15 protein-coding genes are annotated in these 17,825 nt (G+C 42.7%); 3 read left to right on the top strand and 12 right to left on the bottom strand.

The features are described from left to right. Positions 1 to 567: 567 nt before the first annotated feature. The 4 genes from AC2FA3_RS06185 to sdhC form a co-directional block, all read right to left on the bottom strand. Entirely contained in the window at positions 568 to 1,278 is a 711-nt protein-coding gene (locus tag AC2FA3_RS06185; protein ID WP_490508814.1) for a succinate dehydrogenase iron-sulfur subunit, read from the bottom strand. Positions 1,279 to 1,469: 191 nt separating this feature from the next. Beyond that, on the bottom strand, positions 1,470 to 3,320 hold the full coding sequence (gene sdhA, locus AC2FA3_RS06180; protein ID WP_490508812.1) for a succinate dehydrogenase flavoprotein subunit: 1,851 nt from the start codon (positions 3,318 to 3,320) through the stop codon (positions 1,470 to 1,472). A 384-nt stretch (positions 3,321 to 3,704) separates the two neighbouring features. Continuing rightward, positions 3,705 to 4,109 carry a succinate dehydrogenase, hydrophobic membrane anchor protein gene (sdhD, locus tag AC2FA3_RS06175; protein ID WP_201545232.1) on the bottom strand — a complete coding sequence of 135 codons (405 nt, stop codon included), beginning with the start codon at positions 4,107 to 4,109 and terminating at the stop codon, positions 3,705 to 3,707. Beyond that, positions 4,109 to 4,486: a succinate dehydrogenase, cytochrome b556 subunit gene (sdhC, locus tag AC2FA3_RS06170; protein ID WP_490508811.1), complete on the bottom strand. Its 378-nt coding sequence runs from the start codon at positions 4,484 to 4,486 to the stop codon at positions 4,109 to 4,111. Before sdhC ends, sdhD begins: the two co-directional genes overlap by 1 nt. A 1,077-nt stretch (positions 4,487 to 5,563) precedes the next feature. Here sdhC and gltA point away from each other — a divergent pair. Continuing rightward, complete coding sequence (gene gltA / locus AC2FA3_RS06165; protein WP_490508809.1) at positions 5,564 to 6,844, top strand: citrate synthase; 1,281 nt, start codon at positions 5,564 to 5,566, stop codon at positions 6,842 to 6,844. 122 nt (positions 6,845 to 6,966) lie between these two features. On the opposite strand, the gene AC2FA3_RS06160 is transcribed toward gltA, so the two are convergent. Both AC2FA3_RS06160 and AC2FA3_RS06155 read right to left on the bottom strand, forming a co-directional pair. Next, positions 6,967 to 7,941, bottom strand: coding sequence for a hypothetical protein (locus tag AC2FA3_RS06160; protein ID WP_490508808.1), 975 nt, complete (start codon positions 7,939 to 7,941; stop codon positions 6,967 to 6,969). 191 nt (positions 7,942 to 8,132) lie between these two features. Beyond that, positions 8,133 to 8,693, bottom strand: coding sequence for a hypothetical protein (locus AC2FA3_RS06155; protein WP_490508806.1), 561 nt, complete (start codon positions 8,691 to 8,693; stop codon positions 8,133 to 8,135). A 265-nt stretch (positions 8,694 to 8,958) separates the two neighbouring features. Here AC2FA3_RS06155 and AC2FA3_RS06150 point away from each other — a divergent pair, with 265 nt between their 5' ends. Both AC2FA3_RS06150 and ribBA read left to right on the top strand, forming a co-directional pair. Further along, positions 8,959 to 10,248, top strand: a complete 1,290-nt coding sequence (locus AC2FA3_RS06150) for a replication-associated recombination protein A (RefSeq protein WP_490508805.1) — start codon at positions 8,959 to 8,961, stop codon at positions 10,246 to 10,248. A 284-nt stretch (positions 10,249 to 10,532) separates the two neighbouring features. Further along, on the top strand, positions 10,533 to 11,645 hold the full coding sequence (ribBA, locus tag AC2FA3_RS06145; protein ID WP_490508804.1) for a bifunctional 3,4-dihydroxy-2-butanone-4-phosphate synthase/GTP cyclohydrolase II: 1,113 nt from the start codon (positions 10,533 to 10,535) through the stop codon (positions 11,643 to 11,645). Positions 11,646 to 11,801: 156 nt separating this feature from the next. Here the strand turns inward: ribBA and AC2FA3_RS06140 are convergent, their stop codons facing one another. The 6 genes from AC2FA3_RS06140 to AC2FA3_RS06115 form a co-directional block, all read right to left on the bottom strand. Continuing rightward, positions 11,802 to 12,293, bottom strand: a complete 492-nt coding sequence (locus tag AC2FA3_RS06140; RefSeq protein ID WP_490508803.1) for an acyl-CoA thioesterase — start codon at positions 12,291 to 12,293, stop codon at positions 11,802 to 11,804. A gap of 47 nt (positions 12,294 to 12,340) precedes the next feature. Further along, on the bottom strand, positions 12,341 to 13,288 hold the full coding sequence (locus AC2FA3_RS06135; protein WP_490508802.1) for a hypothetical protein: 948 nt from the start codon (positions 13,286 to 13,288) through the stop codon (positions 12,341 to 12,343). Positions 13,289 to 13,364: 76 nt separating this feature from the next. Further along, positions 13,365 to 14,348 carry a uroporphyrinogen-III synthase gene (locus tag AC2FA3_RS06130; protein WP_490508801.1) on the bottom strand — a complete coding sequence of 328 codons (984 nt, stop codon included), beginning with the start codon at positions 14,346 to 14,348 and terminating at the stop codon, positions 13,365 to 13,367. A 114-nt stretch (positions 14,349 to 14,462) separates the two neighbouring features. Continuing rightward, on the bottom strand, positions 14,463 to 15,500 hold the full coding sequence (hemC, locus tag AC2FA3_RS06125; protein WP_490508799.1) for a hydroxymethylbilane synthase: 1,038 nt from the start codon (positions 15,498 to 15,500) through the stop codon (positions 14,463 to 14,465). A 258-nt stretch (positions 15,501 to 15,758) separates the two neighbouring features. Next, complete coding sequence (locus tag AC2FA3_RS06120; protein WP_490508798.1) at positions 15,759 to 16,496, bottom strand: LytR/AlgR family response regulator transcription factor; 738 nt, start codon at positions 16,494 to 16,496, stop codon at positions 15,759 to 15,761. A 264-nt stretch (positions 16,497 to 16,760) separates the two neighbouring features. Further along, positions 16,761 to 17,807 (bottom strand): sensor histidine kinase, encoded by a 1,047-nt coding sequence (locus AC2FA3_RS06115; RefSeq protein ID WP_490508797.1) that lies wholly within the window; start codon positions 17,805 to 17,807, stop codon positions 16,761 to 16,763. Positions 17,808 to 17,825 lie beyond the last annotated feature (18 nt).

The following is a 17,825-nucleotide window of genomic DNA, read 5'->3' as shown; positions in this document are numbered from 1 at the left end:
TTCAGTTAGCCTATCAATTGGCTATTTTCACTGAAATGTCTTCCTATGGTAAAAGTATGGCGTCTATTTCGCCAAACATACATTGCCGTATAGAATAACATGCCCAGCCTAGGCGCCATAGTTTGTTTGTTCAATACTAGGTATTTACGTAATGAATATCTACTATCATTTATCGCAACTTTACCTTTAGAAGAATAAATCTTTGTAAATCTATTACTTCACAAGAAGCAGATTTACAACAATAAGTCTTTGCAATACTAAACAATATTACCATGTTCAATTATATAGGGAGACGCGCGATATAGCATGTCTTCTTACATACAAGCAACGTATTGTTAATAGAGCCTTACTTACCCTGACGGATTTGCCACTGCTCCTCAACAATATGGCTTAAGATGCTGATATTGTCGTCTTAATAAGAAAAACAAGAGCTAATTGCTTAAAAAATAAGAGCTAGTTACTTAAAAAGCAGCTAACTACTCAATTTTTTTAATAAAAAACACCACCTAATGATAGGTGGTGTTTTTTATGGCGCTATTATAAAGCTAATTAACGATAAAAGGTAGACTAACCTGCTTGATCGATAAGTAAATTGCGTAGATGACCAATAGCCTTGGTTGGATTCAAGCCTTTTGGACATACTGAAACACAGTTCATGATGCCGCGGCAACGGAATAAGCTAAACGGATCATCTAAACGTGCTAAACGCGCACGCGTATCGGTATCACGGCTGTCAGAAACGAAACGGTTGGCATTCAATAGTGCTGCTGGACCTAAGAATTTATCAGGATTCCACCAAAAAGATGGGCAGCTGGTTGAACAGCAGGCACATAAAATACATTCATACAAACCATTAAGCTTGTCACGCTGTTCAGGTGACTGCAAGCGCTCTGTTGCTGGCGCTGGTTGGTCATTGATTAGGAACGGATGAACTTTTTCGTATTGCTCGTAGAATTGGTTCATATCGACGACCAAATCACGAACCACTGGCAAACCTGGTAACGGACGAACCGTTACTTTTTCAGGCAAGGTATTCATGTTAATTAGACATGCAAGACCATTTTTACCATTAATATTCATGCCGTCAGAACCGCAAATACCTTCGCGGCAAGAGCGACGGAAGGTGAGGGTTTCATCTTCCTTTTTTAAGCGTAATAACACGTCAAGCAACATACGATCTGAGTCTAACAACTCAACCGTATAGATCTGCATGCGCGGCGCTGCGTCCACATCAGGATCGTAGCGATAGATTTCGATGGTGCGAGTACCTCGGCTCATAATGCTAAACTCCACACGTAGATGATGGCGGGCTGACAAACCATGCAATCTAAGGATTGTAAACTATCAGCACTGCGATTTTAAATCTCAGCGCTGATAGTGGTCTGTCGCTGGCGGTCACCTTTTTAATAGATTAATAAAGGATAAAACGTTTGTACTGTGCGTAAAAATCAAGCGCACATCATCTAAAATTAATAGACGCGGACTTTTGGCTCGATATAATCGACGGTCAATGGTACTTTACGAACGGGTTTATAGATAATTTTATTACCTTCAGAATACCATAAGGTATGCTTCATCCATTCTCTATCGTTACGGCCGTTTGGTGCGTATTCATCATCTTCTGGGCGATCATAGTCAGAAACACTGTGCGCGCCGCGACTTTCGTGACGCTTAGCCGCTGAAATCATCGTCGCTTTTGCCACTTCATAAAGATTGCCTACTTCAAACGCTTCGATACGTGCGGTGTTAAAGACTTGTGATTTATCAGCCAAATGAATTTGGTCAATTTTTTCACCGAGCGCTAGGATTTTCTCAACGCCCTCGTCCATCATCGCTTGCGTACGGAATACACTGGCATGCGTTTGCATGGTTGCACGAATCTCGTCAGCGACGTCCTGTGCATTATAGCCTGAAGTCGATTGTTGCAGTTTGTCTAAACGACCAACCGTATAGTCAAGAACACGAGGATCTAATGGCTTATAGTTGTGGTCAGCATGATGGAATTCATCAACGATATGCTTACCAGCTGCGCGACCAAAGACCAATAAATCAAGCAATGAGTTGGTACCTAAACGGTTGGCACCGTGCACACTGACGCAAGCACACTCACCGATTGCATAAAGACCTTTAACCACGTTGCCTTTTGCATATAAGCCTTCTTCATCGGTACCCGCTTCTAGATCCGGTACAATCACTTGACCATGAATCGTCGTTGGAATACCGCCCATCATATAGTGAATGGTTGGGATAACGGGAATTGGCTCTTTTGTGATATCAACGTTAGCGAAGTTTTTACCAATCTCAAATACTGATGGCAAACGCTTCATGATGGTTTCAACACCTAAATGCGTCATATCCATCACTATATGGTCAGCATTTGGACCACAACCACGGCCTTCTTTGATTTCTTGGTCCATAGAACGAGAAACCAAATCACGTGGTGCTAAGTCTTTAACCGTTGGCGCATAACGCTCCATGAACGCTTCACCATCTTTATTACGTAAGATAGCGCCTTCACCGCGGCAACCTTCGGTTAATAGTACACCGGCACCATGAACGCCGGTTGGGTGGAACTGCCAGAATTCCATATCTTGCAATGGAATACCTGCGCGAACCGCCATGCCAATACCGTCACCAGTATTGATATAAGCGTTGGTAGATGCCGCAAAGATACGACCTGCACCACCTGTCGCTAAGACAGTGATTGGCGATTGGAATACCGCAACGGTGCCAGTTTCTTGCTCAATCGCGATGACGCCATTGATATTACCGGCGTCGTCTTTGATCAAATCAAGGGCAATCCACTCGATAAAGAACTCAGTACCTTGCTGTAGGTTCTTCTGATATAGCGTATGCAGTAGTGCATGACCAGTACGGTCAGCAGCAGCACAAGCACGCTGTACGGCTTTTTCGCCATAGTTTGACGTATGACCACCGAATGGGCGCTGATAAATCGTGCCATCTTCGTTACGGTCAAACGGCATACCCATATGCTCAAGCTCATACACCACTTTTGGCGCTTCACGGCACATGTACTCAATGGCGTCTTGGTCACCTAACCAATCTGACCCTTTAACGGTGTCATAAAAGTGAAAGTGCCAGTTGTCATTGCTCATATTACCCAAACTTGCGCCAATACCACCTTGAGCAGCAACGGTGTGCGAACGGGTTGGGAATACTTTGGTCAAGACTGCAACCTTCATACCCGCTTCCGCTAAATGCAATGAAGCACGCATACCTGAGCCGCCGCCACCAACGATGACCGCGTCGTAGTTCAGGGTTTTAATATTACTAATAGTATTATCTTGTCTAGTTGCCATTACGGTTTTCCTAATGCCTGTTAATGCTTAGAAGTAAATAAAAAGGTTGTTCTGCATCTTATTGTGCGCTAACGCTACTGACAATAATCAAAATACAATACAAACAGCCTTCAACCACTTAATTTGCATATCTATCGTTATATTGGGTCATCTCACCTGATTAACTACATTCACCTAGTAACTCATTCATCTAACTATTATGAGCTACTCAATAACTGATGCTTCTATTCAGTGTGCGCCCAACGCTATGATTAGCTATGGCTATTTTGGCGACTACGGAATCATAATAATCTAACAGCTATAAACCATATAAGGGTTAATAGCGTTGTCAGGTTCATCCGTTGTTATTTGTTGATATCTAATGATTAGATATCTGCTTAACGATTAAACAGCAACGACACCGAAGCCGTTACCCCAAAAAATCATGATGCCCCAAAATAGAAACACTAAAATAGCGATAATCATTAATGTCTGTAGTACTAAACGTAGGCCTGCTGCGCTTGAGCCCAGTTTGCCAGTGGTGATATAGTCAGTAAATACCGTCCACATACCAACCCAAGCGTGACCAGCCAATGCCAAAACGGCCAATAAGCTGAACAAACGCATCGGTAAACTGGTCATAAATTGTGACCAATCAACGAAGGTTACATTACCATGGGTTAAGAAGAAGCCCAGTAATACCACACTGTAAACGGCTAAAATGACAGCACTGATACGCTGCACAATCCAATCGCGTGAACCTGAGCCGGTTAGACCCGTAGCGCTGTTGATTCCTGAATCGTTTTTCATTAGAACATCACCCATACAAATGACGCGACAATTAAGATTGCTGCAATGACAAAGCTAATCATAGAAGCGGCACGGCCAGATTTTAGCTCCTCATTCATGCCCATATCAGCAAATAAATGCTTGATACCCATCACAAAGTGATAGGCAATGGCGGCGACAAAAATCCAGGCCAAAAAGCGAACAAGAACATTGTCAAACACGGTCTCAAAACTCTCAGGCGACGCCAAAGAATTCTGCAATAACCATAGCATGACAGGAATAAGTAGAAATAAAACAATGCCAGAGATACGATGCAAGATTGAAGCTATCGCAATCGGTGAGCGATTAACGCTAATCACTTGGCTTAAGGGCAGATCAATAGGTCGGTTGCTTTTCACAGCGGGCATCCTTTTTGCGGTTATACTCCTGTATCTGCTATCAACGCTTTATACCAATACTATTTATAAAAACACTATTTATAAAAAAACTATTCTAAAGCGGCGAGCAACACATGAGATGAATAAAGTAAGGAAGGGCTAGCTGACGTCGTTTAATTTGCGCTAAATTTGAAAGGTCGCTTCGGTCTATTAATTAAAGCCTATTTATAGACGGCTAAACCTCGCTCGTTGAGATGACAATCCCTTTCAATAACAAGCTGTCTACGTGCTTTTAATACTCAGCACACAGTATGGGATAAATCGATTAACTATTCTATTTTTACTGCTTGCCATCAACAAAAAAAGATAACGCCAGGGTGTCATCTCTATGTTATCATTTTTTATTAAGGTAAACTTCATTGTTGGCTATCTAAAAATAGAACAGTTAACAAGAATATTCAAGCGATAAGCTGGTTTTTGGTCTATAAACCGAACGTCCAATCGTAACAAAGTATGAGTAAAGCCAAGCCTTATCCACGGCTTTACTAGGATGAGCGATCAATTTGCGCAAAGCTAGTGCCAGTTAAATCCCTCCAATTATAAAATGACTGGCCACTAATTACAAATTTATCCCCTAAATAGTGGTTATTAGAGATTAATTAACAAAAAGCTAGCTATTGGTAATATGAATTCATTAATATTAGCCAATCAGGATAAAGCATAAACCCAAAGCAATTTGTCGATTACTCATGCGCTGTCTGTTTTATGGTATTTATCTTTCGTTATTAAAACAGAGTATCTTGCTAAAAAGTCTTTAGTATTATAATGTTAATGAGAAGCATTACGTTAACAACAAGTAAGTATTTTAAAGCTAAATTACCAAGCAGACATATTTTGATACAAAGTTTACAGTCGCTAACTACGACTAAAGCACCCGTATCACAGCCATTACTGCCAAAAGTCTTTTCAAAACCTCAGTAATAACTGCTAATATAGCCTGCATATTAAATGGGTTAAATTGATTTTGACCATTTAGGGCGCGAAGGTATGCGTCTCTACAATTTTATTCTAACAAGTTAAAACAATGGAGATTAGATTATGGCTGATAATCAAGCCACATTAACCGTAGATGGTAAGGATTACCAACTTCCTATTATTGAAGGTACCTTAGGGCCGTCAGTTATTGAAGTTGCTGCTTTTCAACAAGCGGGCTACTGGACCTACGATCCAGGTTTTATGGCAACTGCGCCTGTTGAGTCAAAAATCACCTTCATTGATGGTGGCAAAGGCGAGCTGTTGCATCGCGGCTATCCTATCGATGAGTTAGCAAATAATGCTGAATATTTAGAAGTGGCGTATGCGCTTATTCATGGCGATTTGCCTAATGCTGAGCAAAAAGCGGATTTCTATGAAAAAGTCCGTAAGCATACTGGCGTTCATGACCAGTTACGTAAATTCTTTGAAGGCTTCCGCCGTGACGCGCACCCAATGGCTATCATGGTTGGTGTCGTTGGTGCTTTATCAGCGTTCTATCATGAAAATCTTGATGTAAGCAACGAAGAGCATCGTGAAATCACTGCTATTCGTCTAATCGCTAAAATGCCAACGCTTGCAGCCATGAGTTATAAATACTCACAGGGCGAACCGTTCATGTACCCACGTAATGATTTCAATTACGCAGAAAACTTCTTATACATGATGTTTGCAACGCCTGCTGATGTTGACTACAAAACCAATGACGTCATCACTCGCGCCATGGACAAAATCTTCACCCTGCATGCTGACCACGAGCAAAATGCCTCAACGTCTACCGTACGTCTAGCAGGTTCTACTGGCGCGAATCCTTACGCTTGTATCGCTGCGGGTATCGCTGCCCTTTGGGGCCCATCACATGGCGGCGCCAACGAAGCTGTGCTTGAGATGCTAGATGAAATTGGTACAGTTGAAAACGTACCAGCATTCATGGAAAAAGTAAAAAGCCGTGAAGTGAAACTAATGGGCTTTGGTCACCGTGTTTACAAAAACTTTGACCCACGCGCACAAGTAATGAAAGAAACTTGTGACGAAGTCCTAGGCGCATTGGGTATCAATGATCCTAAGCTTGAGCTTGCGATGGCGCTTGAGAAAATTGCGTTAGAAGACCCGTTCTTCGTTGAGCGTAACTTGTATCCAAACGTTGATTTCTATTCTGGCATTATCCTTAAAGCCATCGGTATCCCAACGTCAATGTTTACCGTTATCTTCTCACTAGCGCGTACTTCTGGTTGGATCAGCCATTGGTTAGAGATGCACAGCGCACCGTTCAAAATTGGTCGCCCACGTCAGTTATATACTGGTGAGACAAAACGCGAATTCGTTAAAGTTGAAGACCGTAAATAGTCAGTCTTTTATTTTAGCAGTATAAAAATTAGACACATAAAAATCCCGCTCTCGTAGCGGGATTTTTTATGGTTAACATTTGATAGGATCAATACAGCAATCAGCGGTAATCTTCTAAATTTTTACTGAAACTCTTTTAACGTCTGTTCGTATTTGGCAATTTGCTCGTCATAACCTTGAATGGTTTCGTTAAATTTCGCCATCAGCCTTTCAAACTCTTGCTGCTGATTGATTTTCATCTGCTGCATATCAATGACTTGCTGGGCTTCTATTTGCTCCCAAACTTGATGCTGAATAATCAAACGTGCCAACGCTGGGCTTTTTGCACTCAGTCTACCGGCAATTTCTGCATGTTCAAATACCTGTGGTACCAATGTCGCGATATTGATTAGAGTATCAACATCTTCAGCGCTAAGTGGTGTGGTCACAGGCTGATAAAGGGCTTCCATCGCTTGCTGATAACTGTCTATAATCTGCTTATCTGTCAACATCACTAGTTTACGCGGCTCAAGACTAATACGTTTAAGCACCGTTAAGTCGCGCTCGCCCACTTCTGTACTGGTATTAATATCAGTCTCTAAAGTAGCATCAATATCAGAGTTACTGCTAGCGTTAGAATCACTATTGCTATTGTCCGTAGCTGCGGCTGAATCCGTAGCGTTTGATTTTGCTATTTGCTCAGACCCTGTATTATTCGTTGTTTGATCAGCAGTTGTACTATCAGGCAACAAGTCATTGCTACTGTCTGACGCATCTGCCGCTTGTAGCGATTCATATTCCGCTTGCAAGCGTTGCTGTAGCCCTTGCGCTTGCGCAAGATACAAAGGCTGAAACTGTTCTATACGAGCAGCAGCAGAATCGCTTTTACGCATAGGCTGACTGTCTTCAGCGCTGGTTTTCTCTTTAGTTTGACTGCTATCGGGTATTGGCTCTTCGGCTTGCTGCTGACAACCGCTCACTAACAATACGCCAGTCAGTGCTGCCGCGAGCAAGCTAGGAGCTTTATACGGGCGAATCATTGCTGCATTTATCATGGCTGTATTTATAGAGCGATGATGAGCATCAATGTCAGGTTTTACTGATAAGAGTTTAAACATCCGAATTCATATCCTTATTAAAAGCAGAAAGAGTAAAAGCTAACGTGATGATACTGTCCATAACTGATGGTATTTTTAGAAGCGTTATTGACTCAATTGAGTGATAAATTCTAGAGCTTTTTATGATAATTCCTGTCTGTAATCATAAACTGCTTAAGCCATCATATAAATATTTAAGCATAATAGAAAGATTAAACTTTAAACAACCTGTCATTGTCATGGCTATCATGATTAATATCGAGCGTTGGCGTGCTTAAATTTGGTGCTGCCAAGAATGGAATGCAAGCTTCAAAATCGCGACAGTCATGACTATGATGACGACGGACAAAATAGTCTTGCACCATACGCGCCTGCTGCTCGATGCCATAGCTAAAAAAAGACTTACCTGCTTCAAGTACATAATCATAACGGCGATTTATGATAGCGCCGCGTACGACTTTAAGACCGTGCTGCAACTGCCAAACGTGGGTTAATTCATGGATAAGCCAACTTTGCTTACCCAATGAACATTGGCTAAAATCTGTGACCCAGTCAGCCGGATGGAAATAAATATTGCCATTAGGGCTAACAGCGTAATATTTTAAAACCCACCATGCGGTTTTAAGCTGCACGCTATCAAGCTTGAGGCTGTCACCAAATACTGAGCGTGCCAAAGCTATCTCTCCATCAGTCAGATAACGTGATTGTTGCTTTGAGCCTCTAGCAGCTATAGAGCGCTTAAATAAACGCTTAAAAGTCGACTGCAACCTCATTACTGTCTTACCTTATATACAAAAATTGAGCGTTTAGAATATTATTCTATAAGTACGATTCTTTATAGAACTATTAATCCTTTAATAGGGATAAAAACTTAAAAAATAAAGTAGCTAAGACATAAGTTGTACACTTAGTTGACTTCTATTAACGTAAATCTGCGTTAGCCTAGCTAGAATATATATTCTTTTTTAACATCAAGCTTAAGATAAAGACTTTACCCCATAAAAATTAAAAGCTATTTAATTGATAATAGAGACCTTTATGCCACCGAATTTTCATGCCGATACCCCTCTTGCTCAGCGTATGCGCCCTGCGACCCTTGATGCTATTATTGGTCAAGAGCACCTGTTAGCAGCGGGTGCACCGTTACGGCGCTTGGTCGAGCAAGGACATTTGCCGTCGATTATTTTGCATGGCGAAGCGGGCATCGGTAAAACCACCATCGCCATGCTATTGGCTGATGCCGTTGAACGACCCTTTCATGCGCTATCAGCATTAAATACAGGCGTTAAGCAATTACGTGAGGTGTTAGATACTAAAGATTCGTTAAGCTTCGAGTCGCCTGTGGTCTTTATCGATGAGATTCACCGTTTTAATAAAGCCCAGCAAGACGCGCTACTTGGCGCGGTAGAGTCAGGTGATATTACTTTAATTGGTGCGACAACTGAAAATCCGTCATTTAGTGTCAATAACGCACTATTATCCCGCTGCCAAGTTTATCGTCTAGAGCCGTTGACGCCTGAACAAATCAGTGCAGTATTGCAGCGCGCACTTTTAGAAGATAGCATTCTGAAAAATTTGACGGTTGATTTGCAGGCACAACAGACTATTAGCCAATTGGCGCATGGTGATGCTAGAAAAGCGCTCAATGTATTAGAGCTTGCTATTCAGACGGCGGATGCTAAGCAGTCGCCGCTTGTCATTGATGATGAATTGGTCGCCCGTGTCGCCCAGACAGCTTTAGTACGCTACGATAAGGATGGCGAGCAGCATTACGATATTATATCTGCCATGATAAAGTCCGTACGCGGCTCAGACCCAGATGCGGCACTTTATTGGATGGCGCGGATGTTGGTTGGTGGTGAACCTGCCGATTTTATCGCTCGGCGCTTGGTGATTTTGGCCAGCGAAGATATCGGTAATGCTAACCCCAACGCCCTACTTCTTGCTGATGCCGCTTTGCGTAGTGTGCAATCCATCGGTATGCCAGAAGCGCGTATTATCTTAGGGCAAGTGGTGGTGTATCTTGCGACCAGCGCCAAAAGTAATAGCACGTACAAAGCCATTAATGCGGCGATGGCGTTGGCAGAAAAAGACGCTTCACCTGTACCGCTGCATTTGCGTAATGGCGTGACCAAATTGATGCGTAATCAAGGCTATGGTCAAGGCTACGCATATCCTCATGACTACCCCAACCACTATTACCCACAAAGCTATTTGCCCGATAATTTAATCGGGACAAGTTTTTATGAATTTGCTGACAATCAGCGCGAGCAACACAGTAAGCAATTTATGGACTGGCTAAAGAGCCAAGCAGCCAGTAACAATTAAGGTTATAGGTTTGCATCATTGATAATACTTATCACTATTTTTAACCTATTAATTGACAGATTGTCAAGATGAGGCAGCACGCTGGGGTGAAAAGCGTTAAAATGACCTCATAACAATATATACAAGCCAATTGAGTAGATCATTTTTATCGCATATGGCTCTAACTAAGGCAGGTTTTGCTTTAGCACAGCAGTGATTGAAGCAATCTACTGCTACAATGGGCAGATAAACATTTATATCCCCAATTAAACCTATCTACACATAATAAAATATTGAGACTTCCTATGAGTTTAAATACAATTCCTGAGATTATCGAAGATATTCGTGCTGGAAAAATGGTCATCTTAATGGATGACGAAGATCGCGAAAACGAAGGCGATATCATTATGGCAGCGACCCATGTACGCCCTGATGATATTAACTTTATGATTACCCATGCGCGTGGTTTGGTTTGCTTGACCTTATCAGAAGCACGTTGCCAGCAGCTAGCATTGCCACTGATGTCAGACCGCAATGAAGCAAAATTCAGCACCAACTTTACCGTTTCTATTGAAGCCGCTGAAGGCGTCACGACAGGTATTTCTGCCGCTGACCGTGCGCGTACTATTCAAGCAGCCGTTTCTTCTTCAGCAAAACCAGAAAATATCGTCCAGCCTGGGCATATTTTCCCGATTATGGCTCAAAATGGTGGCGTCCTGCATCGTGCCGGTCATACCGAAGCTGGTTGTGATTTGGCTCGCCTAGCGGGTTTGGAGCCAGCAGCGGTGATCGTTGAAATCATCAATGATGATGGTACGATGGCGCGCCGTGATGATCTTGAGATATTTGCCAAAGAACATGGCATCAAAATCGGCACGATTGCGGACCTAATCAACTACCGCATTGCCAATGAGCAAACGGTCGAAGAGATTGAGTCACATCCGTTTGAGACAGAATATGGTACCTTTACCTTGCATCGTTTCCGCGAGTTTGGTGCGGACGAAACTCATTTAGCTTTAGTAAAGGGCGATGTTAGCGAAGGCGTTAGTACCGTTCGGGTACATGGTTTCCATCCATTACGCGACTTATTTGCGGCGAAAAATGACGCAACTGGTCGTAGCGGCTGGAGTGTACGTTCAGCGCTAGAAGAAATACAAGAGTCAGAACGCGGCGTGCTCGTTTGGATTGGCAACCATCAGCCGGTTGATTTAGGAGATGCGCTTGATAGAGCCGCTGAAAATCAATCAATCTCAACCATCGCTCAGCAGCCTTATCGCAGTATTGGGGTTGGCGCACAGATTTTACGCCATTTAGGGGTTCGTGATATGCGCTTACTGTCATCACCGATGAAGTTTTATGCCTTGTCAGGTTTTGATTTGAACGTCGTTGACTTTGTGCACGCACCTAAGCAAAAATAAAGACCAACGCAAAAGCAAGCAGCAAAAAGTATGATAAATAAGAAAGGCACGCTAATAACTTAGCGTGCCTTTCTTATTTTTACTGGTTTAGTGATTAGCACTCTTTTATCGGCGTTATTTTACCAGCATTTATAACTTACTAAACGAGCTTATTTTTTAAAGTTTGGGTGTATGACCAACGCTGGCTTCTAACGCCAATAAGCGCTCACGCTCCTCGGTGGTCCACGGTAATTTATCCTTGCCATTACTTTCCAAACGGACGATAACGGCGTCAGCAGTCGCGACTATCGCTTTTTGAGCGCAGCTATAATAGCTGTATTCGATTACGATGCTGGTATTGCCCAAGCGCTGACAACGTACGCCTAATAATAACGTATCAGGATACGTCACAGGGCGTAAATATTGGCAGCTAGATTGCGCTAAGACCGTCACCATGCTGCCATCAAACATGCCGAGTGCTTGCAAATAGGCTATTCGTGCTGACTCTGCATAACGATAAAAAACCACATTATTTAGATGGTTAAAAGCATCCATTTCACCCCAATGAATTGGCTGATAATGAATAATTGGATAGTGCGCCAACTCGTCAGGGCGAACGTTACCTGAACTTTCATTACTTAACGCTGTATTGTTGTCAAAACTATTCATCACTACCTTTCTCTTATTTTTATCTTATAGAATTTTAAAAACTATCACTAACGCTTAGGCTTATCCAAAATTTGCGTGGTTAATAATGGCGTTGGTTTTGGCGCATTGGCAATCAATCGATCCAACCAGTCGATAACCTCAGTAATGTCATTAGGAGAGGATTTGGTTTGCGCCTTATCTTTATTAGCGGTTGTGCTGTTCGTTGCTTGAGAGTTTTTATTATTGGTAGATGGTTCTGATAATGATGACTGTGGTTCTAAGGTTTGTAGCTGCTTACGTGCTTGGCGCAAATAGCCGACCAACTGCTCTTTTTCACGCATATTGCTGGCTTGACTGGCTAAATTCAACGTCATAATCACTTCATGAATCACAAGCTGTCTGCGCGTTAAATTTACATTGTTATCGGTGCTATTAGTTTGACCAACCGTATTATTTGGACGTTCATAACTGTGTAAAAACTCTTGGATATTTTGAATGGCTAGGCTTTGTAGCTGCCACGGACTCGGCTGCGAGCTTCTTGCCTGCAAACGTTCAATATCCTTTACCAAGCTTTGTTTAATCACCACGGTCAGTGCGGGGGCAATCTCATTACTGCTTTGGGATAGCTGCCAATGTAGGCCGCGCAATAACTCAATCGCTGCACTCTCGTTATTGTCTGCCAATAATCTATCAGCCGCTTGTATTTGAATACGCAATAAATCCAGCTGGTTTTGAGCTTGGCTACTGGCGGCAGCGCGAGGTGCTGGCAAGGTTTGCTGACTCATGGCAAAGATGCGATCGTCCATCTCATTGAGACGGCTGACCACTTGTTCGTTGCTTTGCAAACGTTCATTCACATTGCGCTCGAAACGCTGTTGATTGATAAAAAACCACAGTAAAGCAGCGATAAGCAATAAAATCACCACCCATTGCAAGCGCACCAAAAACATATTTGCTTGCCGGCGCTGCTGAATAGCAGAAGGCTCCTTAGATAACGATTCGGAATTCATGGACATAAGGCAGCACCGTTGGTGATTGATAGTTTTTAAGCAAATATAAAATAAATAGAGTAAGAAAAATGGGTTTTCTTGCTTACATTGAATCCACTATGGGTGAATTAATTGCTGCAAGAATCGTTGTTGGCGCCAAATCCTCTATCCGCCAATAACTTAACTGCTGACGCGCGACCATATTGGCTAAGCGCTCGCCTAATACAACGTACGCAAAATCGGTGAGTTTTAATGGTGAACTCGCCATTTTGCCTTTATTTGACTCTAAATCCTTGGTTGCCACTGCCTTAACAACGGTTTCCCAGTTCTCAAATGCCGTGCCACTACTGACAATCACGATGGGCTTTGGCTGTGCTACTGATGATGTTTGCTGCAAAGACGGCTGCGCAAGGAACTGAGTTTGCCACTCTTCATACTGCGCCATAGCATCACTGGGCATTTTGCGCTCATACCAAGCGATGCTATCGATATGCACGCCGCGTGCCTGTAGCGTATCAACCAATAAGCGCCGCCCACCAAGCCCGCGCCATACCAAGAGTTTATCGCCTGCTTGGAGACTTTCAATTTCAGGCATGGCTAACATACCTTCATTATTGGCAATTAACGGCTGCAATACTTGATAGCTTGCTACATCTAATTTGCAGTCATTTAATACCGCCGCAGTCGCTTCTCCAACTGCAATCAGATGGCTCGGGGCTTTTGCATCTTTAAGCTCTGATTCTTTATGCTCACTAACATTTCTCTCAGATTTCTGAGCTTGGTGTTCATTTTCAAGCGCTTGCCAAACAGCCAATCCTGAAGCGGCGGCAGTCGGGCTAACAATGACGAGTGCTTGATAATCACCTACAAACCATTGATGCATCAATCGCATATCTTGCTCGGTAGTTGGGCGCGATTCTAGTGTCAACATCGGCATATCAATCACCGACATTCCTGCCGCTTGTAAATGCTGGGTCAACGGTGCCGCACGCTCAACTGGGCGCGTATTAATGACGACTTGCGGCAGCAATGATGGCTTATCAATAGATTGATTGGAATCAGTAGAATTCGATGATGACCAAGACATAAACATACCGTGACAAAAAGCTTAGGAAGAAAGGAAGCTTAATCATAGAGTGATATAAGTAACGACGCTATGATTAAGATGGCAATAATAGTTAAATATTATCAAATATAGCTGCTATTTAGGGTTATAAATGGCCGATAAAATTTCACCAGCACCAATGGCTAGTAGCATCTCAGCAACTTCAATACCTAGCTGGTTGGCTTGCTCTTCTTTCTCAGCTTGGCTACCCGTTAAGGTCAAGCTTTTATCAGCTTTTAGTACCTCGCTACCATCTTCTTGACCGACGCGACCGCGTAGCCACAAGGTATCACCTGCATCATTATTGCCATTTTGGCCTTTGTTTTTGCTACTGCTATCTTTGTCTGCATCAGACATTTGTAACACCGCATAAGCCGCAATAGGTACTTGGCAGCCACCTTGTAAATGACGGTTCAATGCGCGCTCAGCGATAAGGCGAATACGAGCTTTGTCATCATTTAATGGTGCTAATAATTTTAAAACTTCATCATCACCTTCACGGCATTCAATCGCCAGTGCGCCTTGTCCAACCGCTGGCAAGCAAATATCAATATCCAACTCGCTACGAATGCGTTCATCAAGCTCAATCCGCTGCAAACCACTGGTGGCCAAAATAATGGCATCGTACTCACCCGCATCGAGCTTCCCTAAGCGCGTACCAACGTTGCCGCGCAGGGTTTTGATCTGTAAATCGGGACGATAAGCTTTAATTTGGCATTGGCGACGTAAGCTTGCGGTACCGACTACCGCACCTTGCGGCAATTCATCAATACTATGATAAGTGTTAGAAACAAACGCATCGGTTGGCGAGGCGCGTTTACAGTAGACGCCCAACGTCAAGCCTTCTGGTAACTCCATCGGCACATCTTTTAAAGAATGCACCGCAATATCTGCCTGCTTTTCATACAACGCTTGTTCAAGCTCCTTAACGAACAAACCCTTGCCGCCAATTTTAGCTAGGGGCGTATCCAAAATCTTATCCCCTTTAGTGACAATCTTTAGCAGGTTAATGGTCAGCTCAGGATACAGCGCCAACAGGCGGTCACGAATATGCTCAGCTTGCCATAATGCCAATGGGCTTTGGCGGGTGGCAATATTTAAGGTAGTCAAAGCAGGTGGCTGCGTGGTGCTCATAAAAGGCCTCAATAAGTTCGATACTAGAATGTCAGTGCTTAATAACAATACAAATCCGGCACCCAAGACGGGCGCTACAAACGATTTATAAAAAAGAAGAATACAAAAAAATACCCCTATTTAAGCATAAATAAGGGTTTGATGATATGGCATGATTATTTCAACAGATTACAGCGCTTGCTGCTTAATACTTTATAGACACGTAGTTTCGAAGCTAAATGGCTTTAAATTTCAATGCTTTTAAAGCTAAATAGAAAGTTACATGCTTTGAATCTTTTCACGTAGTGCCGGTAAATGGCGACGGCTTACCGCTAGGGTTTCATCAATCCCTTTAAAATGCAGCTGGAACTGTCCTGCATCTAAGGTTTCTAAAAAGTCTAAATACTTGATATTAATAATGGCGTTGCGATGCACCCGAAACAGTCTGCCCTCAAACTCTTGCTCAAGCTCTTTTAAAGTATCATCGATAAGAACAATGCCATCTCTATGGCGAACTTTGACGTACTTTTGATCCGCGGTAAAATAATAAATGTCTTTGAGTTCAATTAGCTCAACACCGCGATGGGTACGGGCTACTATATTTTCGCGCACTGGACGGGCGGTCGGGTTCTCAAGTTTACGAATCCCATTTAATTGCGCGGCATTGAGATTGGTGGCTTTATGCAACGCTTCTAGCAGCTCGTCTTTATTGGCTGGCTTTAACAGATAACCGATGGCATTGGCTTTTAGTGCCGCTATCGCATAATGGTCATAAGCTGTTACAAATATAATAGCTGGTGGATGTTTCAGCTTTGCAAGCTCTTGGGCACACTCTACCCCGTCCATCTCGGGCATACGAATATCGAGCAATATGATGTCTGGCTGCTGAGATTTTACGGCAATAATCGCCTCGATGCCTGTCTTTGCTTGGGCAACTACCTCATGACCTGATTCTTGGACAATTCTAACTAAACGTTCACGGGCTAATGGCTCATCATCACAAACTACAATCCGCATGCAAACTCCTTTATAAGTGCATACTTAGAAATCTCTTAATATATTTATAACATATCAGTATTTACAGCGTATTACTTAGCGAAAATGGCTCTCTACTTAAGTTATAAACTAAGTGTCTAACTTGTGCAAGCCGCCAATCCATCTTGAGCGTTTAAATGTTTATTGTGACCAACACAACTAAGCGGTGCAATAAATATGCCACGTTAACAGTTAGTATTAACGGTTGACGATTAACCACCAAAGGAAGCGCTTTTAAAGAAAGAATTATAAACTGACATCTTGTAGCGGGTAATGAATAATAGTAAGAATTTGTTTACTGGTAATACTACTTTGGATATCGGCACTTTCGCCAAAATAAGCACGCAGGCGTTCGGCTTGAATATAAAAATCCATGTGTTGACGCAAGTCGTGATTAATCATTAAGGTTTTTTTAGGCAGCTGCACGCTAATCGTAATTTCGACGCGATGCTGTAGCCAAGTAACTTTAATATCGATATAAATGGTTTCGGTGGTCATCTCAACCACATTGAGCAGCATTTTTTCAATCACGCTTTGTAATGTTAGCGCGGTGATGACCATGTCATACATCACATCTTCGTCAGGCAACTGCCAGCTTATGATCAATTTATCTGCTAAACGGATCGACTCAATGGCCAAATAATGCTCGCAAAGAGCAATCTCTTCCTCAAAACTAATCTCACGCGCACCATTAAAACTGGCGCGGAATAACGCTGAAACGTGCTGCAATAAATCAGCCGCACGAGCAGGGTCAGATTCGATCAGTGACATTAACGTATTGATGGTATTAAAAAAGAAATGCGGTGCCAGGCGGGCTTTTAATACATCGTTTTGGGCGCGCAGTTTTTGCTCAAACGATTGTTTAAGCGCATTCATTTCACGGTAGCGCCGTAAAAAAATCAGTAAAGCGGCAACCGTAAAGCCCGCGCTAATGACGACATTAAAAACAACCGTTGAGATAAACACGGGAATACTATAAGCAAACCAACCACAATTTATCATAATCAACAGGACTAACATCATGGTCACTGCGGTAGCACTCGTTAAGATGAGCAGCACATACATGCTGGCCCTTGATACGCTTAAACGCTTAAAGATAGGGCGCAGATAATCTATCAGATAAAAAGAAGGTAGTAAGGTTAAACTGGTCTGGATAAATCTTGCGATAAATTTGATGATAAATTGGGATTCATTGGCCACACTATGGCGATCCACTATAGCCACAAACAGCGACCAAAAAAAGATTGCCAACAGCCATTGCCAAGGCTTCATAATTTCCATGAGCTTGGGCATAAAAAACTCTAAGCGCTC

It is taken from the genome of Janibacter sp. CoH_79_TC_3 (genome assembly GCF_058197955.1).
This window is presented reverse-complemented; position numbering and strand designations above follow the sequence as displayed.